Source organism: Pseudomonas sp. TH04, from assembly GCF_016651355.1.
Taxonomy (GTDB): Bacteria; Pseudomonadota; Gammaproteobacteria; order Pseudomonadales; family Pseudomonadaceae; genus Aquipseudomonas; species Aquipseudomonas fluorescens.
In genome coordinates this window covers 1,214,682-1,232,453 of sequence record NZ_JAEKEA010000001.1, presented here as the reverse complement: position 1 = coordinate 1,232,453, position 17,772 = coordinate 1,214,682, and the positions used below count along the sequence as shown (strand labels likewise).

The 17,772-nt window shown below is 61.8% G+C and carries 15 protein-coding genes and 2 pseudogenes; 9 read left to right on the top strand and 8 right to left on the bottom strand.

Going from position 1 to position 17,772, the window contains the following annotated elements:
• Positions 1-15 precede the first annotated feature (15 nt).
• Positions 16-903, top strand: a complete 888-nt coding sequence (locus JFT85_RS05310) for a LysR family transcriptional regulator (RefSeq protein ID WP_169876671.1) — start codon at positions 16-18, stop codon at positions 901-903.
• A 131-nt stretch (positions 904-1,034) separates the two neighbouring features.
• Here JFT85_RS05310 and JFT85_RS05305 read toward each other — a convergent pair whose 3' ends face one another.
• The 6 genes from JFT85_RS05305 to JFT85_RS05280 all read right to left on the bottom strand — a co-directional run bounded on the left by JFT85_RS05305 (position 1,035) and on the right by JFT85_RS05280 (position 7,913).
• On the bottom strand, positions 1,035-1,982 hold the full coding sequence (locus JFT85_RS05305; protein WP_201229394.1) for a D-isomer specific 2-hydroxyacid dehydrogenase family protein: 948 nt from the start codon (positions 1,980-1,982) through the stop codon (positions 1,035-1,037).
• A 13-nt stretch (positions 1,983-1,995) separates the two neighbouring features.
• Positions 1,996-3,159: an acyl-CoA dehydrogenase family protein gene (locus JFT85_RS05300; protein ID WP_053255583.1), complete on the bottom strand. Its 1,164-nt coding sequence runs from the start codon at positions 3,157-3,159 to the stop codon at positions 1,996-1,998.
• A 105-nt stretch (positions 3,160-3,264) separates the two neighbouring features.
• Positions 3,265-4,620, bottom strand: a complete 1,356-nt coding sequence (locus tag JFT85_RS05295) for an LLM class flavin-dependent oxidoreductase (RefSeq protein ID WP_053255584.1) — start codon at positions 4,618-4,620, stop codon at positions 3,265-3,267.
• A gap of 12 nt (positions 4,621-4,632) precedes the next feature.
• Complete coding sequence (locus tag JFT85_RS05290) at positions 4,633-5,607, bottom strand: ABC transporter substrate-binding protein (protein ID WP_053255585.1); 975 nt, start codon at positions 5,605-5,607, stop codon at positions 4,633-4,635.
• A gap of 114 nt (positions 5,608-5,721) precedes the next feature.
• Positions 5,722-7,305, bottom strand: a complete 1,584-nt coding sequence (locus tag JFT85_RS05285) for a rhodanese homology domain-containing protein (protein ID WP_053255586.1) — start codon at positions 7,303-7,305, stop codon at positions 5,722-5,724.
• Positions 7,302-7,913 (bottom strand): cysteine dioxygenase family protein, encoded by a 612-nt coding sequence (locus JFT85_RS05280; RefSeq protein WP_053255587.1) that lies wholly within the window; start codon positions 7,911-7,913, stop codon positions 7,302-7,304. Before JFT85_RS05280 ends, JFT85_RS05285 begins: the two co-directional genes overlap by 4 nt.
• 211 nt (positions 7,914-8,124) lie before the next feature.
• Here JFT85_RS05280 and JFT85_RS05275 point away from each other — a divergent pair, with 211 nt between their 5' ends.
• Together JFT85_RS05275 and JFT85_RS05270 are read left to right on the top strand one after the other, a co-directional pair.
• Entirely contained in the window at positions 8,125-9,030 is a 906-nt protein-coding gene (locus JFT85_RS05275) for a LysR family transcriptional regulator (protein WP_053255588.1), read from the top strand.
• 116 nt (positions 9,031-9,146) lie between these two features.
• Complete coding sequence (locus JFT85_RS05270) at positions 9,147-9,941, top strand: class II aldolase/adducin family protein (RefSeq protein WP_053255589.1); 795 nt, start codon at positions 9,147-9,149, stop codon at positions 9,939-9,941.
• Positions 9,942-11,471: 1,530 nt separating this feature from the next.
• On the opposite strand, the gene JFT85_RS05265 is transcribed toward JFT85_RS05270, so the two are convergent.
• Complete coding sequence (locus JFT85_RS05265; RefSeq protein WP_201229392.1) at positions 11,472-12,554, bottom strand: LLM class flavin-dependent oxidoreductase; 1,083 nt, start codon at positions 12,552-12,554, stop codon at positions 11,472-11,474.
• A gap of 194 nt (positions 12,555-12,748) precedes the next feature.
• On the opposite strand from JFT85_RS05265, the pseudogene JFT85_RS28410 reads away from it, so the two are divergent.
• Together JFT85_RS28410 and JFT85_RS05255 are read left to right on the top strand one after the other, a co-directional pair.
• A pseudogene (locus JFT85_RS28410) lies at positions 12,749-13,026 on the top strand (2-oxoglutarate and iron-dependent oxygenase domain-containing protein); the annotation flags it as partial.
• Between the two features lies 1 nt (position 13,027).
• A pseudogene (locus JFT85_RS05255) lies at positions 13,028-13,207 on the top strand (metal ABC transporter permease); the annotation flags it as partial.
• A 45-nt stretch (positions 13,208-13,252) separates the two neighbouring features.
• Here JFT85_RS05255 and JFT85_RS05250 read toward each other — a convergent pair.
• Positions 13,253-14,665, bottom strand: a complete 1,413-nt coding sequence (locus JFT85_RS05250) for an aminotransferase-like domain-containing protein (RefSeq protein ID WP_201229390.1) — start codon at positions 14,663-14,665, stop codon at positions 13,253-13,255.
• Positions 14,666-14,823: 158 nt separating this feature from the next.
• Here JFT85_RS05250 and JFT85_RS05245 point away from each other — a divergent pair, with 158 nt between their 5' ends.
• The 4 genes from JFT85_RS05245 to JFT85_RS05230 all read left to right on the top strand — a co-directional run bounded on the left by JFT85_RS05245 (position 14,824) and on the right by JFT85_RS05230 (position 17,731).
• Positions 14,824-14,988 carry a rubredoxin gene (locus JFT85_RS05245; RefSeq protein WP_053255593.1) on the top strand — a complete coding sequence of 55 codons (165 nt, stop codon included), beginning with the start codon at positions 14,824-14,826 and terminating at the stop codon, positions 14,986-14,988.
• A 27-nt stretch (positions 14,989-15,015) separates the two neighbouring features.
• The gene (locus JFT85_RS05240) at positions 15,016-15,885 is read left to right on the top strand and encodes a sugar phosphate isomerase/epimerase family protein (RefSeq protein WP_053255594.1); all 870 of its coding nucleotides are present in this window, start codon (positions 15,016-15,018) and stop codon (positions 15,883-15,885) included.
• Between the two features lie 65 nt (positions 15,886-15,950).
• Positions 15,951-16,583 (top strand): LysE family translocator, encoded by a 633-nt coding sequence (locus JFT85_RS05235; protein ID WP_053255595.1) that lies wholly within the window; start codon positions 15,951-15,953, stop codon positions 16,581-16,583.
• Between the two features lie 89 nt (positions 16,584-16,672).
• Positions 16,673-17,731: a diguanylate cyclase gene (locus JFT85_RS05230; protein ID WP_053255596.1), complete on the top strand. Its 1,059-nt coding sequence runs from the start codon at positions 16,673-16,675 to the stop codon at positions 17,729-17,731.
• The last annotated feature ends 41 nt before the right edge of the window (positions 17,732-17,772 follow it).

Below are 17,772 nucleotides of genomic sequence, written 5' to 3'. Positions count from 1 at the left end.
CACCGAGAAGCGACAATGAACCCCTTCGAAGACATGCGCCTGTTTTGCCAGGTCATGGAGTCCGGCAGTTTCACCGCCGCCGCCGAGCAACTGGGTCTGTCCAAGCAGTTTGTCAGTCGCCGTCTGATCCAGTTGGAAGACCGCCTCGGTGTGCGGTTGCTCAACCGTTCCACGCGGCGTCTGGACGTGACGCCGCTGGGCCAGAGTTACTACGAATCGGCCTTGCGCCTGCTCGGTGAAGTCGAGCAGGTGGAGCAGGGCATCGCTGGCCAGAACAGCGAACCACGCGGCACTCTTCGCCTCAGCGCGCCGTTGTCGTTTGCCATGGCTCATCTTGGTTGCCTGTTGCCGTTGTTCCTGCAGCGCCACCCGCACGTGTCGGTGGAAGTCGACCTGAGCGACCGCCCCGTGGACTTGATCGGCGAAGGCTATGACTTGGTGCTGCGTATTGGCACGCTGGAAGATTCGACGCTGATCGCGCGGCGCATCGGCAGTGTCCAGCGGGTGTATTGCGCCAGTCCCGAGTACCTGGCCCAGCGCGGCACGCCGCTCAAACCCGACGATTTGGGCGACCACGACTGCCTGCCCTACGGCCATGGCCGCCAGGTGCAATGGCGATTCCTGAGCAAGGGCAAAGTGCAGTCGGTAAACGTCAGCGGGCGGATGCGCGTCAATAACGGCGAGCTGCTGCGCGACACGGCCATTGCCGGCCTGGGCGTCACGTACCTGCCGACGTTTATCGTCGCCGATGCATTGCAGGACGGGCGCCTGGTCACGGTCTTGGAAGACTTCGCCCCCGAGGCGCTGACCTTGTCTGCGGTTTACCCACAGCACCGGCAAAGCTCCAGACCGGTGCAGGCCCTGGTGGAGTTTCTGCGCGAACGCCTGGCCGGCGGCTGCTGAGCAACTGACACAACACAGCCCCCCTGTGGGAGGTGGCTTGCTCCCGAAAGCGCTGGGTCAGTGACTCTATGGGTCGGCTGATACGCCGCTGTCGCGAGCCAGCCGCTGCCACATTCTGGTCAGCGTTCGGCTCAGCGATCGACCACGTTGGCCAGCGCTGAACCGCTTACATAACGCTCAAGATTCGCCAGGAACGTCTCGGCAATTTCCTGCCTGCTGTTGGTCGAAATGGCTGAGGTATGGGGCGACAAGCGCACACGCGGATGGGTATACAGCGGGTGCCCGTCCGGCAACGGTTCCGGCTCGGTCACGTCCAGCGAGGCTAGGCCGATCCGGCCGTTGTCCAGCGCTTCCAGCAACGCCTCTTGGTCCAGCAGGCCACCGCGCGCAATGTTGATCAGGTGCAGCCCCGGCTTGGCGCTGCCCAGCACATCACGGTTAACGATATGCCGAGTGGCCTCGGTGAGTGGCGCGGCCAGTACCAGGTGGTCTGCGCGGGCGAACAGGTCGTGGATATCCCGCGCGGTTTCTACACCTTCCAGCTCAATGGGCGCCGCGCGTTGGCGCAGTGCGACCACGTTGATCCCAAGGGCCAGGGCCTTGTGCGCGAGGGCTTCGCCGATGGCACCAAAGCCGAGCAGGCCCAGGGTGGTGCCCTTGAGCGGGCGCAGTGCGGTGAAATGCCACTGGGCGTCCTTCACCCAGATGTCCGGCAAATGCTTGGACGGGGCGAAGAGCGTCGCCAGGGCGAATTCGGCGAGGTTATCGGCGGCGCTGCCCCGGGAGGTGCTGACCGGTGGGCCGTTGAACAGCCACTGCGGGTAAAAATCGATGCCCGATGACACCAGGTGCACCCACTGCGCGCCATAGGGCCAGCCGGGCGGTGGGGTGTCCGGTGCGGTGTAGCCGCGCACATTGATCGGGCGCAGCAGCAGGATATTGGCCTGGGGCGGCAGGTCACTCGGCACGCCGGCGGGCACGCCGATCACTTGGGCCTGCGGGTGGATCGTCGCGAGGCGTTCGCGAATCACATCGTTATAATCTTCGTCCAGTTGGCTGGCGATAATCACCTGACTCATGAGCGTTCCTTCTTCAGAGGGGGGCACGTTGGGCGAAGGCCGCTTTGCCGACGCCTTGCAGCACGGCGTCGTTTTGTGGCGTATGCACGCGACTGCACAACACGTCGCGGTAGTAACGTTGCAGCGGGCTGTGGCGCGACAGGCCAGGGTTGCCCGAGGCTTCAATGGCCAGCTCCACGGCGCGAATCGCATTGCCGGTCACCAGGTATTTAAGCTGCGCGGCATTGGCGGCAGGCGTGTGACCTTCGGCGGCCGCATCAAGCAGGCTGCGATTGGCAAACAGCAGGGTGTCGATATGGCCGACCGTTTCTTGAAAACGCGGCAAGCTCGACAGCGCGGCGCCGAGATTGGACGGCTTGCGGTGTTCCAGCCAATTCACCAGCCAGTCCCGCGCGGCCTGGGCCACCGCGTCATACACCGACGACAGCAACACCGACATCCACAGGAACCCATCGGCATCGAGTTCCGGCTGCGGCGCGCTCCAAGGGCTCACACTGACGGCGTGGTCCAGCGGCACTAATACGTTATCGAGCACCACTTCATGGCTGCAGGTCGCCCGCATGCCCAGATGGTCCCAGGTGTCGATGATGCTCACGCCCGGGCTGTTTTTGGGCACCAGCCAGGCACCGACCAACGGGTCGCTGTCGTCACTGCGCGCCCACACGCTGAACCAGCTCAGGCCATGGCTGCCGGTGGAGTAGATTTTGCGCCCGCTGATGCGCCAGCCCTCGGCGGTGCGCACCGCCGTGGTTGCCGGCAGGCCGCCACGGGCCGGGGTGCCGAGGTCGGGTTCGACGCGCAGGGCATTGATCAACGCACCGTTGCGCACCGCGTCTTCGGCGACGCGCACGCGCAGGTGGCGGGGCCAGGTTTTACTGTCTTGCAGGCGTGTGTGCTGCAGGTACTGCATCACCAGGATCAGTGCCGTAGAGGGCTCGCCCTTGGCAATCGCGCTGATGGCTTGGCGTGCCTGGGGCAGGTTGGCGCCGCCTCCACCCAGGGCTTTGGGCACGGTGAAGGCGACCAATCCATGCGCATGCAAGCGCTTGAAGTTGTCATGGGGGAAGGCGCCGCTCTCATCATAGACATGCGCGTTGCTGGCCAATTCAGCGCTGAGGCGTTCGAGCAGGGCTTCGAAGTTGGCGACTTCCACGGAGCGTAACGACGGTTGCGTCATGAGTCTGTACTCAGTCAAATGGGGGGCGGGCGGGTTCGCAAGGGCGCTGGTTGAGCCCCTGCATGGGCTGCCCGACACGCGGTGATCGGGCGCCAGCCACCTCGTTCAAGCCAGGGCCTTGAGGGGCGCTTCAGCCACGCTGTAACGATTGGCCGGGACTTGCAGCCCGAGGTTGTCGCGCAAGGTGTGGCCGCTGTACTCAGTGCGAAACAGCCCGCGCTGTTGCAGCACCGGCACCACCCATTCGGTGAAGAACTGCAAGCCATCCGGCAACACCGAGTTGATGATGAAACCGTCACTGGCGCCGGTTTCAAACCAGGTCTGGATCGCGTCGGCGACTTGCTCCGCCGTGCCGACAAAATCGCGATTGGGCCGCGAAAAACGCAGGGCCACTTCGCGTAATGTCAGGCCTTCGTCCCTGGCCCATTGCTTGATGCGGTCGGAGCCGCCTTTCTGACTGTTGGCGCCCAGGTCGCCGAGCTCCGGGAACGCTTCATCCAGCGGGTATTGGCTGAAGTCGTGGTCGTTGAAGGGGCGGCCCAGCGCCACAATGGCGTCTTCTATGGTCACCAGGTCCACGGCCTGCTGATAGCGACGTTCCACCTGCGCAGCATCGCGCCCGACAATCGGGCGGATACCGGGCAGGATCGACAGGCTGTCGGGGTCACGGCCAAAGCCCTTGGCGCGGCGTTTCAAGTCGGCGGTGTAGGCCTTGGCCTCGTCGATATTCTCGACGTGCACAAAAATCGCATCAGCATGTTCGGCGGCAAAGTTACGCCCATCTTCCGAGGTGCCCGCCTGGAAAACCACCGGCTGGCCCTGGCGCGAGCGGGCGATGTTCAGCGGGCCTTTCACCGAAAAAAACTCGCCTTTGTGATTCAGGGCATGCAGCTTGTGCGGGGTGAAAAACTCGCCGCTCTGTTTGTCGTAGGTAAAGGCGTCGTCTTCCCAGGAATCCCACAGGCCCTGGACCACGTTCAGGTGTTCCTTGGCGATGCGGTAGCGCACGGCGTGTGGCGGGTGCTCGGCTTTGCCGAAGTTATCGGCGGTGCCGCTCAGCCAGGAGGTCACCACGTTCCACCCGGCGCGGCCGCCGCTGATATGGTCCAGGGAGGCAAATTGGCGCGCCACCTGGTAAGGCTCGGTGTAGCTCACCGTCACCGTCGCCACCAGGCCGATATGCGTGGTCAATGCGGCGAGGGCCGAGAGGATCGTCAGCGGCTCGAAACGGTTGAGGTAGTGCGGGCTGGATTTGGCGTGAATGTGCAGGCTGTCGGCGATAAACACGAAGTCGAATTTGGCGCTTTCGGCCAGTTCAGTCTGCTGCTTGTAGAAGCCAAAGTGAGTACTGGCATTGGCTTGCGCCTGTGGATGGCGCCATTCGCCCCAGCCGTGACCGACACCGTGGACCATGGCGCCCAGTTTCAAATGGCGTGGCTTCAATTGACTTGGCTTGCTCATGTGCTGCTCCTGTTAGCGCGATGCTTGGGAATGGGGGACACGCTCGGCGTTAAAGCGCTTGTCGAAGCCCTGCGACACATCGATGTGGTTGGGCAGCAGGCCTTCTTTTTGATAGGTGTCGGCAGTGGCTTGAAGGCCGCGGATGACCGCGTCGTCGATCAGCACGGGGGACAGATGGGTGTCTTTGGCCACCTCCACGTGCACGGCTAACGGCAGGCCGGTGATCCTGGCCTGGGCGGCGGCGTATTCATCGGGGTGCGTGTTGGCCCATGCGTAAGCGCGATCGACGCGGGCGACAAAGTCATCCAGTTGCGTGCGTTTTTCAGCGATGGCCTGGCGGGTGGCGGCGAAATACAGGTGATTGCTCAGCAGCTGATTGCCACTGATCAACACGCGGGCCTGGCTCTGTGAGGTGACCACGGTGGTGTAGGGGTCCCATGTGGCCCAGGCGTCGACCGTACCGTTATCCAGCACCAGGCGCGATTCGCTGGGCAGCAGGAAAATGAACTGCACGTCCTGGGTGGTCAGGCCAGCGCTGGCCAGGGCCTTGATCGCCAGGTAATGGCCGATGGAGCCGCGCCCGGTGACGATTTTTTTACCCTTGAGGTCGGCCACGGTCTTGATCGGTGAGTCCTTGGGCACCAGCAGGGCCGTGGTGTTGCGCCCTTCGGCGTGGATGATGCTGACCACCTTGAGCGATGCCCCTGCACCCAGGGCGAACACATACGGTGCATCGCCCAAGGCACCGATATCGACGGCGCCGGCATTCAAGGCTTCGCCCAACGGCGAGGCGGACGGGAACTCCGCCCACTTGATTTCGTACGGGACGTTTTTGGTTTCGCCGGAAGCTTCCAGCAGCGCCTTGATCGTGGATTTCTGATTGGCCACCCGCAGCGGTTGCAGGTCAGCGGCGTGGGCGGTGGTGACCAGGCCGAGGGCGAGGGCGGCGCCCAGCAGAAGGCGCTTGAACGGTGTGGAGAACAGCATGAGACAAACTCCAGGCGTTTGTTGAAAGGGTACGGATACCTCCGCCTGGAGAAGGGGTCGGATGTCCTTGGGCGCTGCACCGCTCGCGGTGCAGCTGTAGCGTCAGTGGTGGGGTCAGATCACATGGAAGCCGTGGGTGGCGTCGCGGGCCAGTTGGTCGACCAGGCCGAACTCCCAATCCAGGTACGCCTGCATGGCTTCCTTGGGGTTGTCGGTGCCTTCGTAGGGGCGGCGGTAACGGTCGATGCGTGGTGAGGCCAGGTGGGTTTCACCGGCTTGCAGCGGCAGTTGCGCGTTGATCCAGCCGGCCGTGCCGTCTTGCAGCAGGAACACCTGCTTGCCGGTAATGGCTTCGACCTCGGGCACTGCCAGGCGCGCCAATTGGCTGCTGCCGCAGGTCAGCACGTAACGCTGGGCAGTCGGCACCTTGGCCAGGGCCTCGGGCAACTGCGCGCGCAGCACCCACCAGGCCCCCGGGATATGACGCTTCACATAGTTGGCGCTGGCGGTGAAGTCCAACACGACCGTGTCGCCATGTCCCAGCCAGTCAGCGAGGGTGTGTGGGCTGATGAGTTCGGCTTGGGGCGGCGCGGGCACCGGGGCAACCCAGGCACCGTGTTGACTGAAATGCGCCGGTTGCAGCGCGTCCAGCACATGCACTTCCCAGCCAAGCTGGGCCAGCCAGGACGCCGACATATTGGCCCGTACGCCATCGTCATCCGCCAGCACCAGCCGCGCACCGCGTACGCTGGCGACGTGGTCGGTTTCCTGGACCAGTTGGCCCCCCGGCGTGGAGCGCGCGCCGGGCAAGTGGCCGGCTTCGAATTCTTCCGGGGTGCGCACATCAAACAGGTAGGTGGTGCGCGTCGGTTCCTGCTGCCAGCGCTGCAGGTCCGCCAGCGTGGCGCGGCCGACGCGGGCTGTGTCGGCAACGCGACGCGCGTCCTGGGCGGCGATCCGGCGGTGTTCTTCTGACGTTGGGGCAAAGCGGCGCGACTGGCCATGGGCGAGTGTCTGCCCGGCCAAGGTCCAGCCGATGGTGCCGTTGCGCAAGGCCGACACCGGGTTGGCGATGCCGGCATTGATCAGCGACTGGGTGCCGATGATGCTGCGGGTACGCCCGGCGCAGTTGACGATGATATGCGTGGCCGGGTCCGGCGCCAGTTCACGGGCGCGCAACACCAGTTCGGCACCGGGCACGCTGATGCCGGTGGGGATGCTCATGGTCTGGTATTCGTCGAAACGGCGCGCGTCGAGCACCACCACATCGGCCTGGCTGTCGAGCAAGGCCTGCACCTGTTCAGCCGCCAGGGACGGCGTATGCCGTTCGCTTTCGACCAGTTCGCCAAAGGCCTTGCTGGGCACGTTGACGTCGATAAACAGTTCGCCACCGGCTCGCCGCCAACCGTCGAGCCCACCTGCCAACTGGCTGACCTGGGTGTAGCCCAGCGCAACCAGGCGCTCAGCGGCACGCTGCGCCAGCCCCTCGCCGTTGTCGTAGACGGTGACCTGGGTGTCTCGACGCGGAATTCGCGAATACACCTCCAGTTCCAGCTTGGACAGCGGGATGTTCGCCGCGAACAGCGGGTGAGACTCGGCAAACGGCGCCTCTTCACGCACGTCGAGCAGAGCGACTTCCTCACGGTCCAACAAGGCCTGGCGAATCTGGGCAAAGCTGCGGGTCGATACGGTGGTCATAGGGCAGGGCTCTTTTCTTTGGACACATCCCAGATGTTCGGGAGGTAGGCGTTGGAATAACCGGAGATAAACAGTTTCTCGCTGCCGTCGGGCTGGTACACCGCGCGGCGCACGGCACCGATATTGGCGCCGTACACATGGATGCTGATGGACACCTGGTCGCGGTGGGCATTACTGACCTGATGAATATCCCCCACCTTGGGCGACACCGCCTCGACCTGGCCCGGCAGCAACTGAACAGGCTTGCCTTCGGCCACCAGGCTGCCGTCGGGTGCGCGTTCGAACCCCTGGGAAAACTCCGCGCCACGCAACATGCCAATCAGCCCCCACACCCGATGGTCATGAATCGGTGTGCTTTGCCCCGGCCCCCACACAAAACTGACAATGCTGAAACGCTGGCGTGAGTCAGCATGCAGCAAAAATTGCTGGTAGCGCTGCGGGTCGGGTTGGGCGTATTCGTCGGGCAGCCAGTCATCGTGGCTGACCAGTTGCGCCAGTAACTTGCCGCCACGGTGCAACAGGTCGCCTTCGCGTGGGTTGCCGTCGATCAATTCCGCCAGGGCGCCTATAAAGGCTCTGAGTCTCTCGGGGTGCGGGGCCTGGGTCATGGCAGTTCCATCGTGCGGTTGATGGTTTTATATAAGCATAATGTTTGTATTTAATATGCTATTTTTTAATGATTAGCTTATAGCTGAAGGTAATTTAGAACCGGTCTGAATAGCGTTAGACGTTATTGATTCCAGCCTGGGCTATCCAGGCAGCGTGGCGGCAACTATGCTTGGCACACATCTTAATGACTGTTCTCTATGTGCGGCCCAAATGAAAATTGACGATATCGATGCCTTTGTCGAAGTGATTCGTTGCCAGTCCATCAGCCATGCAGCCGAGTCGTTGCAGCTGACCCAGCCGGCTATCACCCGCCGTGTGCAGAACTTCGAGCAGGCGCTGGGTGTGGAGCTGTTCGACCGCAATACCAAACCCCTCAAGCCGACGCTGATCGGCACCCGGGTCTATGAGCAATGCCGTTTGATCCTGCGTGAGATGGATGCCCTGCGTGAGCTGGTAGCCACGGACGCGCCGCCTACCGGTGTGCTGCGCCTGGGTGTGCCGCAGACCATCGGCGATGCGGTGCTGTTGGATGCGCTCAAGCAGTTGCGTACCGAATACCCGGACCTGCGCGCCCAGGTCGCCACCGGCTGGGGCAGCCAGTTGGTGGGCAAGATCGAGCGCGGCGAGCTGGATGCGGCGGCGGCCTTGTTCCCGGCCGGCAAGATATTCCCGGACAACATTGTCGGTGAGTCCATCGGCAAGATGGAGCTGGTGGTGGTGTGTGCCCAGGCACAGTTACCGAAGAAGCCCTGCAAGTTGGCGGACGTGTACCAGAATGGCTGGATTCTCAACCCGGATGGCTGCGGTTTCCGTGCCGGTTTGCAGCGCACGTTGTCCGATCAAGGCTTGGCATTGCGGGTCAACCTGGAAACCTTCGGCACCGAGCTGCAATTGGGGCTGGTAGCGGACGGCCTGGGGCTGGGCTTGGTGCCACGGCCGCTGTTGGAGCGCAGCGCCCATCGCGAGCAACTGGCGGTGATGCCGCTCAAGGACTTCAAGCCGGTGCTGGATTTGTGGCTGATCTACCCACATTTCCTGGGCAACCTGCAAGGCCCGGTGGATGCGTTTGGCCAGTGGGTGGCGGCGTCGTTGCACAAGCTGCGGGACGCGGCCTGAGCATTAAGGTTATGAAAAAAAATAATAATTAGCTTAGATTAAAATGTGATTTTTATTATTTTTTGCCATCCCATAGGCTGACTGGAAGTCCTTAAGGCCATCCAGGAAGTTTTGCCATGAGCAGCGTCACCCCGATCTCCAGCGTTTCCAGCAACGTTCGCCAGCGCGTCACGCCAGAAGAGTGGGAGGTGCGCGTCAAACTGGCCGCGGCCTATCGACTGGCGGCGTTGTACAAGTGGACCGACCACATCTATACGCACTTCTCCGCGCGTGTACCGGGGCCGCAGGAGCATTTTCTGATCAACGCCTTCGGGCTATTGTTCGATGAAATCAGCGCCTCCAACCTGGTCAAGGTCGACCTCGACGGTACCCTGGTCGATGACCCCACCGGCCTGGGCATCAATTACGCCGGGTATGTGATCCATAGCGCTATTCACGGTGCCCGCCACGACCTGCAAGCGGTGCTGCACACTCACACCCGTGACGGTATTGCGGTGTCGGCGCAAAAGGACGGGCTGTTGCCGATCTCCCAACATGCCATCGCGTTCTCCGGGCGAGTCGCCTATCACGGCTATGAGGGCGTGGCCCTGGACCTGGATGAGCGTGAGCGGCTGGTGGCCGATTTGGGTGACAAGAGTGTGATGATCTTGCGCAACCATGGGCTGTTGACGGCTGGCGTCAGCGTGGAGCATGCGTTCCAGCAGCTGCAAGGGTTGGAGCGCGCCTGCACCATCCAGATTGCGGCGCAGGCGGGCGGCAATGCTCAATTGATCTTCCCGCCGGCAGACGTGGTGGCCAAGGTCGAAGAGCAGGCCAAGGTGTTCAGCAATGGCGAAGGGCCGGGCGTGGCACGCCATTGGAATGCATTGATTCGGCAATTGGAACGCACCGATACCGATTACAAAAACTGAGTTTGAAATCACTGAATGACTAAAAAATGGGGGAGCGGGCTTGCTCGCGAATGCGCAGTGTCAGTCAACGGAGATATCGACTGACCCACCGCTTTCGCGAGCAAGCCCGCTCCCACAGTTGATCTGTGTTGCCAATCAGGGTTGTGCACGGTGCAGGCGCGCATCGAATCGGGCATGCGCCGCTCTATGACATCACCGCCACCACCCTAGCAGAGCGTCGTTGACCAAGGCGGGGCAATGGTTGGGCGACTATTGCGCAGAAGAACCGGCACGCTTGCGTGGGTAAAACGCAGGGCAAAATGTGGGAGCGGGCTTGCTCGCGAATGCGCAGTGTCAGTCAACGGAAATATTGACTGACCCACCGCTTTCGCGAGCAAGCCCGCTCCCACAGTTGATCTGTGTTGCCAATCAGGGTTGTGCACGGCGCAGGCGCGCATCGAATCGGGCATGCGCAGCTCTATGACATCACCGCCACTCACCCTATCAGTGTGTCGTTGACCAAGGCGGGGCAATGGTTGGGCGACTATTGCGCAGAAGAACCGGCACGCTTGCCTGGGTAAAACGCAGGGCAAAATGTGGGAGCGGGCTGGCTCGCGAATGCGCAGTGTCAGTCAACGGAAATATTGACTGACCCACCGCTTTCGCGAGCAAGCCCGCTCCCACAGTTGATCTGTGTTGCCCATCAGGGTTGTGCACGGCGCAGGCGCGCATCGAAAGATATGGCATCACCGCCTGCCAACAGCGCCACTCACCCTATCAGTGTGTCGTTGACCAAGGCGGGGCAATGGTTGGGTGACTATTGCGCAGAAGAACCGGCACGCTTGCGTGGGTAAAACGCAGGGCAAAATGTGGGAGCGGGCTTGCTCGCGAATGCGCAGTGTCAGTCAACGGAGATATCGACTGACCCACCGCTTTCGCGAGCAAGCCCGCTCCCACAGTTGATCTGTGTTGCCATCAGGGTTGTGCACGGCGCAGGCGCGCATCGAAAGATATGGCATCACCGCCTGCCAACAGCGCCACTCACCCTATCAGTGTGTCGTTGACCAAGGCGGGGCAATGGTTGGGTGACTATTGCGCAGAAGAACTGGCACGCTTGCCTGGGTAAAACGCAGGGCAAAATGTGGGAGCGGGCTTGCTCGCGAATGCGCAGTGTCAGTCAACGGAGATATCGACTGACCCACCGCTTTCGCGAGCAAGCCCGCTCCCACAGTAGATCTGTGTTGCCAATCAGGGTTGTGCACGGCGCTGGCGCGCATCGAATCGGGCATGCGCAGCTCTATGACATCACCGCCACCACCCTAGCAGTGCGTCGTTGACCGAGGCGGGGCAATGGTTGGGTGACTATTGCGCAGAAGAACTGGCACGCTTGCGTGGGTAAAACGCAGGGCACAATGTGGGAGCGGGCTTGCTCGCGAATGCGCAGTGTCAGTCAACGGAGATATCGACTGACCCACCGCTTTCGCGAGCAAGCCCGCTCCCACAGTTGATCTGTGTTGCCATCAGGGTTGTGCACGGCGCTGGCGCGCATCGTTAAGCGACCTGTTTGGCCTGCTCGCGCGCTGCGACCAGCTGGCGGGTCAGTGGGATCAGTTGCTTGCCATAGTCGATCGCATCATTGAGCGGGTCGAATCCACGGATCAGGAAGGTGGTGATGCCCAGGTCGTAGTAATCCAGCAACGCTTCAGCGACTTGTTCGGCGGTGCCTACCAGCGAAGTGGAGTTGCCCTGTGCGCCGAGCAACCCGGCAATTCCGGTCCACAAACGCTTATCCAGTCGCGACCCTTGCGCTGCTGCAGCCAGCAAGCGCCGCGAGCCTTCATTCGGCGGTTCACGGCGCACAAAGCCATTCTTTTCGGCCAGCGCGGTCGCTTGTTGCAGGATCGTCTCGGCCCGCGCCCATGCCAGCGCCTCGGTTTCGGCGAGGATCGGTCGCAACGACAAGCTGAAGCGAATCGTACGCCCGTGCCTGGCCGCTTCCGCACGCACCTGAGTCACGGTTTCGCGCACCTGCTCATAGGTTTCACCCCACAGCGCATACACGTCGGCATGCTTGGCTGCGACTTCAATGGCGGCCTTGGACGAACCCCCGAAATACACTGGAATGTGCGGCAGCTGCGGCGATTTCACCGTCGAGTGCGCGCCCTCCACCTGATAGTAGGTGCCGTCGAAATTGAACGGCTGTTCGCTGGTCCATTCCTGACGTACCACACTGAGGTATTCGTCGGTGCGTGCGTAGCGTTCGTCCTTGCCGATATGGCTGCCATCGGCGCGCAGTTCACGGTCGTCGCCACCGGTAATGATGTGCACAGCGGTGCGGCCACCGTTGAACACGTCCAGGGTGGCGAATTGGCGTGCCGCCAGCGTCGGTTGGGTAAAACCTGGACGATGGGCGATCAGGAACTGCAGGTTTTTGGTCACGCTGGCGGCCTGTGCGGCGATCAGCGTGCTGTCCGGGCTGTTGGAGTGGAAGGCCACCAGGGCGCGGTCGAAACCTGCGGCTTCGTGGGCGCGGGCCACGCTTTCGACGTAGTCGGGTTGCAGGGTAGGGCCGCTGCGCGGGTGGATCTCGGAGGCGTGGTGGCCGCCGATATAGCCGATGAATTCAATGCTCATGGTCTGTCCTTGCTGATGACGGGGTTAACACCTCCTCCGGGCGTGGGGTCGGTTACTCGGGTCAAAAGTAAGGGCAGCGGGTGGGTCTGTAAAATGCCTGTTGGTTCTAACCTAATTATTAAATTGCCGAATCATGTTGCGTTTAAGTTATCAGTAATGTGCATTAAAGGCCGCACTAAAAGCGCAACCGGACCTTGGCGCACACTGTGCCGTTGCTCGACCCGTCCCAGCTCGACGGCAGCCCGCAGCCGCGCGGCATATCGGGTTTTTCTACCTCACCGGCCACGGGATCGACCCGGCGCTGTTGAGCCAGGTGCAGCAGCAGGCCCGCGCATGGTTTGCCTTGCCCGTCGCCGATAAGCACGCGGTTGGCATGCTCAACTCCGCGCACTTTCGCGGTTACAACCGCGCCGCTTCGCAGATCACCCGGGGCCAGCCGGGCCTGCTTGAACAGTTCGAGGTCGGCGCCGAGCTTTTCGTCCATGGCCGGCGTGATCGGTGGCGGCGGCCTGGGCGACTTGGCGAGACGGTATGGCTACCAGCGTTTCACTAACCAGATCATGGTGGTGACGGTCATCGTGTTGGTGGCGCTGGTGCAGGGCGTGCAAAGCCTCGGGGATCGCTGTGTGAGGTGGTTGGCGTATCGGCGTTGAGCGGGTAGTGAGTGATCGGCTTCTGCGCATCCATGGCGCGACCGCTCAAGGCTTACGCCCGGCCTTCAGCAGCAGCGCTTCGAATACCCGTTGTGCGCGTGGCTCGTCACTGTGGGCCACATTGAAGCGCATCGAATCAAGGTGCGCCGGGTCATAGCCGAATAGCGCGCCCGGCGCCAAGACCATGCTGCGTTTCAACGCCTCCTGGGCCAGCTGCTCGCCGTCCACCCCCGGTGGCAGGCGCGCCCAGATAAACATGCCGCCTTCAAAGGCCATCGGCAATTCGCAGCCGCAGCGCTTGAGCCACTGTTCGACACGCCCACCCGATTCCATCAAGCGCTGCACCATACGCTTGCGGTGTTTGGCATAGCTGCCTTCGCTGAGCATGCGATAGACAATCTGTTCGAACAGCTCCGAGGTCACGCCGCCACTCATCAACTTCATGTTGGTCAGGTTGGCGGCCAACTGCGGCGCGGCCACCACATAACTGACGCGTGTGTTGGCGCTGAGGATCTTGGAGAACCCCGACAGGTAGGTGACCTGCTCCAGGCCGGCAAGGGTCGCCAGTCGGGGCGGCGGGTTGGGGTGCAAGTCGCCGTAGAGGTCATCTTCGACAATATGGCAGTGGTAGTGCTGGGTCAGTTGCAGCAGGCGAAACGCCTGACTGGGGCTGAAAGAATGGCCGGTAGGGTTATGCAGCACGCTGGTGGTGAGATACAGGCTGGGGCGGTGTTCGGCCAGCAGTTGTTCGAGGGCGGTGAAGTCAAAGCCGTCGGGACGGCGCTGGATAGTCACCACTTTGACGCCATGCAGGGCCAGGTTGGCGTGGAAGTTGAAGTAACACGGCGCGTCCAGCAGCACCGTGTCGCCGGGGCGTGCGAGCAGGCGCATCAGCATGTCCAGGCCCTGCACCGTGTTGGGGGTGGTGATGATTTGCTCCACCGGCACCGACAGGCCGTCGGCGTGCAGTTTCTGTTGCAGGGCCTGGCGCAGCGGCAACAGCCCGGCCGGCGTGCCCAGCCCGGCAATGCGCAACGACGGCGCGCGCACCACGCTGCGCATGGTTTGGCGGATGGCTTCGCCGTTCAACCATTCCTCCGGCAAGTGGCCGCCACCGGGCCGCAACTCGCCGCTGACGGTGACCAGCGGGCGCCGTAACACGCTGAGCAGGTCCTGGGGCAGCAGGTCGACCCAGGTCGCCGAAGTCGGGTGGGCGGTTTCCATCGCCACAAAGTAGCCGCGACCCTGGCTTGAGGTCAGCAGGTTGCGCCCACGCAGACGGTCCAGTGCCTCATTGAGGGTGAACTTGCTCACGCCCAGGGTCTGGGTCAACTCACGCACCGACGGCAACTTACTGCCGGGCGCCCATTCACCGCTTTCGATCGCCTGGCTGAACGCCGCGACGATCTGCTGGACCTTGGGCGTGCCTTCCACAAAGGCGATAGCGGATACAAACATAAACCTTCCTTGTCTTTGCCGGTACTTTTACCGGTGAAGTTAGGCCGGATTAGGCATCACTTTACCTGCCTTGTGCAATGCCGCTCCCCTAGACTGCGCGCCATCTCGCCAGGAGTTGGCGACATTCCCTACAGGCGAGCAATGGATTTCGCATCCTTATGAAGACTTATATGTGCGCACCCTGCGGCTTTATGTACGTAGAAGAATTGGGCATTCCGGAGGACGGAATCCCGGCAGGCACCCCTTGGGAAGAGGTGCCTGAAGACTGGAAATGCCCGGATTGCGGCGTGACCAAGGCCGACTTCATGGCCATCGAAATTTAACCCTCCATCAACGAAAGGAATCGCTCCATGGAAAGCAAACTGATCAACCCCACCGTGCCGTTCTGTACCGGTGTGGCTCACCAGAAATACCTCAGCGCGGAAAAGGGCCTGCAAACCGCTGTCGAAGGCGACTGCACCCACTGGTACATCGACGGCAGCCTGTTCGGTGAAATGGTTGACGACTGGACCGAGGCACGCATCGTCAGCCTGCAGGCGCAGATCGAGGCGAGCGGCGTTCGGCCGATATTCCACGGCAACTTCAAGGCCCCACTGGGCAGTGACGTCGAGGCGTTCCGTGTGGCGGCCGTGGAGTACGTGAAAAAAGAGATCGATATCGCCAGCCGTCTGGGCGCGCCGTTGATCATTCACGGTGGCTGCATCGTCGAGCCGAAAATGGTGCTGATGGCCAAGAAGGTTGCCCTGGAGCACTACCTCAAGTCGGTACAGGAACTGGCAAGTTACGCCGCGGCCAAGGGCACGGATATCTACCTGGAGAACCTGTCCAACTACGTCAACTACCGGCCGTTCCACTACATCTTTACCCACGAAGCTGAATACGCCTTTGTATTCGAGCGCCTGCAAGCGCACAGCAACGTGTATTTCTTCCTGGATGCCGGCCACGCCAATATCGAAAACGGCCTGCCGGCGGAGGTGGTGCGCAAGTATCACCACCTCATCAAGGGCATTTCCTTCAGCAATAACAATGGCGTGCAAGACCAGCACTTCGGCATTCATGACGGCAGCTGTGACTACGCCGACGTGGTGCAGGCCATCGTCGAAACCAATTGGAAAGGCTTGGTGGCGTTCGAAACCCGCAACCAGACCGCCAAGGCTGCCCTGGCTGACCTGGCGCTGATGTACCGCGAATCCCTGACGACCGAAATCGCGGTCGCCTGATGGGCCCAGGGGCGGGCGCTTGCGAGGCCCGCTCCGTTGTTTTTTTCAAACCAAGGTCCCGGACCATGACAACTGCGTTAACACTGTCTTCGTTTCTGTATTTTCTGCTGTTTTGCGCCACCATGACCTTCAGCCCCGGCCCCATGACCCTGCTGCTCTTGAGCCTGGGTTTGAAAGACGGCCTGCGTAGCTCGATCCCGGCGCAGATCGGCGCCACGGTGTCCTACCTGATTTCGATCCTGATCTTTGCCGTGGGCTTTTCGGAGTTGATCAAGGGCAACCTCGCCATTACCCAGACCATCCAGTTTGTTGGCGTGGCCTACATTCTTTACCTGGCCTACAAGCAGTGGACCAGCAGTGGCGTCGCGATCAACAAGGCCGGTGCCGTGGAGGGCTCGCGCAGCCTGTTCGGCAAAGGCTTGCTGACCGGGTTTTCCAACCCTAAGACCATCATCATGTTCAGCGCGGTGTTCCCGCAGTTTGCCGGCTCAGGTGAGCACACCTCATCGGCAGATATCGCGATCCTGGGGTTAACCTTTCTGACGCTGCAATTTGCCAGCGGTTGCCTGTACTGCTATTTCGGCCAGCGCATCAAGCACGTATTGGAAAACCCCAAGCGCCGGGTGTTGTTGCAGCGGGTCACGGCGGTGTTGCTACTGGGTGTGGCGTTGATGCTGGCGCGCGGGTTTTCGCACTGAATGGCCTGATCTACAGCCTTATGAGCGGTAGTGGCGATTTGCTGTTGCCCTGATAGACTCCAGGCATTCTCTCAGGATTACACCCGACCATGTCAGCTGCCGGAGGAAATGGACTTCCGCTCGCTTCACGGTTATACAAATCCCGCTTACTGGGGCTGACGCTCGGCTTGGTGTGCGTGGTGTTTGGTATGTATCCCCTGCACCCACCGGCGTGGGTGTGGGTATGGATGGTGATCAACGCCTTTGTCTGGCCGCACCTTGCCTATCAATGGTCGCGCCGCGCGAGCAATTCGCTGCGCAGCGAACGCCGCAACCTGCTGTTCGACTCCTTTTGCGGCGGGTTCTGGGTCGGCGCCATGCACTTCAACCCGCTGCCCGGCGTCACCACGCTGTCGATGATGACCATGAACAACGTCGCCATCGGCGGGTTTCGCTTTATGTTGGCCGGTTGGGTCGCACAGGCGTTGGGTATTGGCGCGTCAATGTTGCTATTGGGTCCGGCGTTTATCGCCGTGACCACCGAGACCCAGCTGTATGCGTGCTTGCCGATCCTCACGCTGTATCCCATGGCGCTGGGGTGGATCTGCTATCGCCAGGCCGTGACCCTGGCCCGGCATAAACGCGAGTTGCTGGCGTTGAGCCGCACGGACAGCCTGTCCGGCCTGCTCAACCACGGCGCCTGGAAAGACCATCTGGAAATCGAGTTTCAGCGCTGCCGCCGCGAGCAGGTCGGCGCGGCTATTGCGCTGATCGACATCGACCATTTCAAGACCATCAACGATACCTACGGGCATGTCACTGGCGATATCGTGCTGCGCCAACTGAGTAAAGTCCTGCGCCAGAACCTGCGGGCTTCCGACATGGCCGGGCGTTATGGCGGAGATGAGTTTTGTGTGATTTTGCCGGATATGCCACTTGCTCGGGCCACGGAAGTGATGGACGCCTTGCGCGATCGCTTCAGTGCATTGGCCTATGTGCAGGACCCGACCCTGCGCGCCAGCCTGAGCATTGGGCTGGCCCCGTATCAAGCCGCCCACGCCGATTCCACCAGTTGGCTCAACGACGCTGACCAGGCCTTGTATGAAGCCAAGAGCAGCGGGCGTAACCGGGTCAGCGCTGTGCAGGGGAGTTGGTTGCGGTCGGTTTAGTGGGGTAGGGTGTTTGCAGCCCCTCCCAACAAAAAACAAGG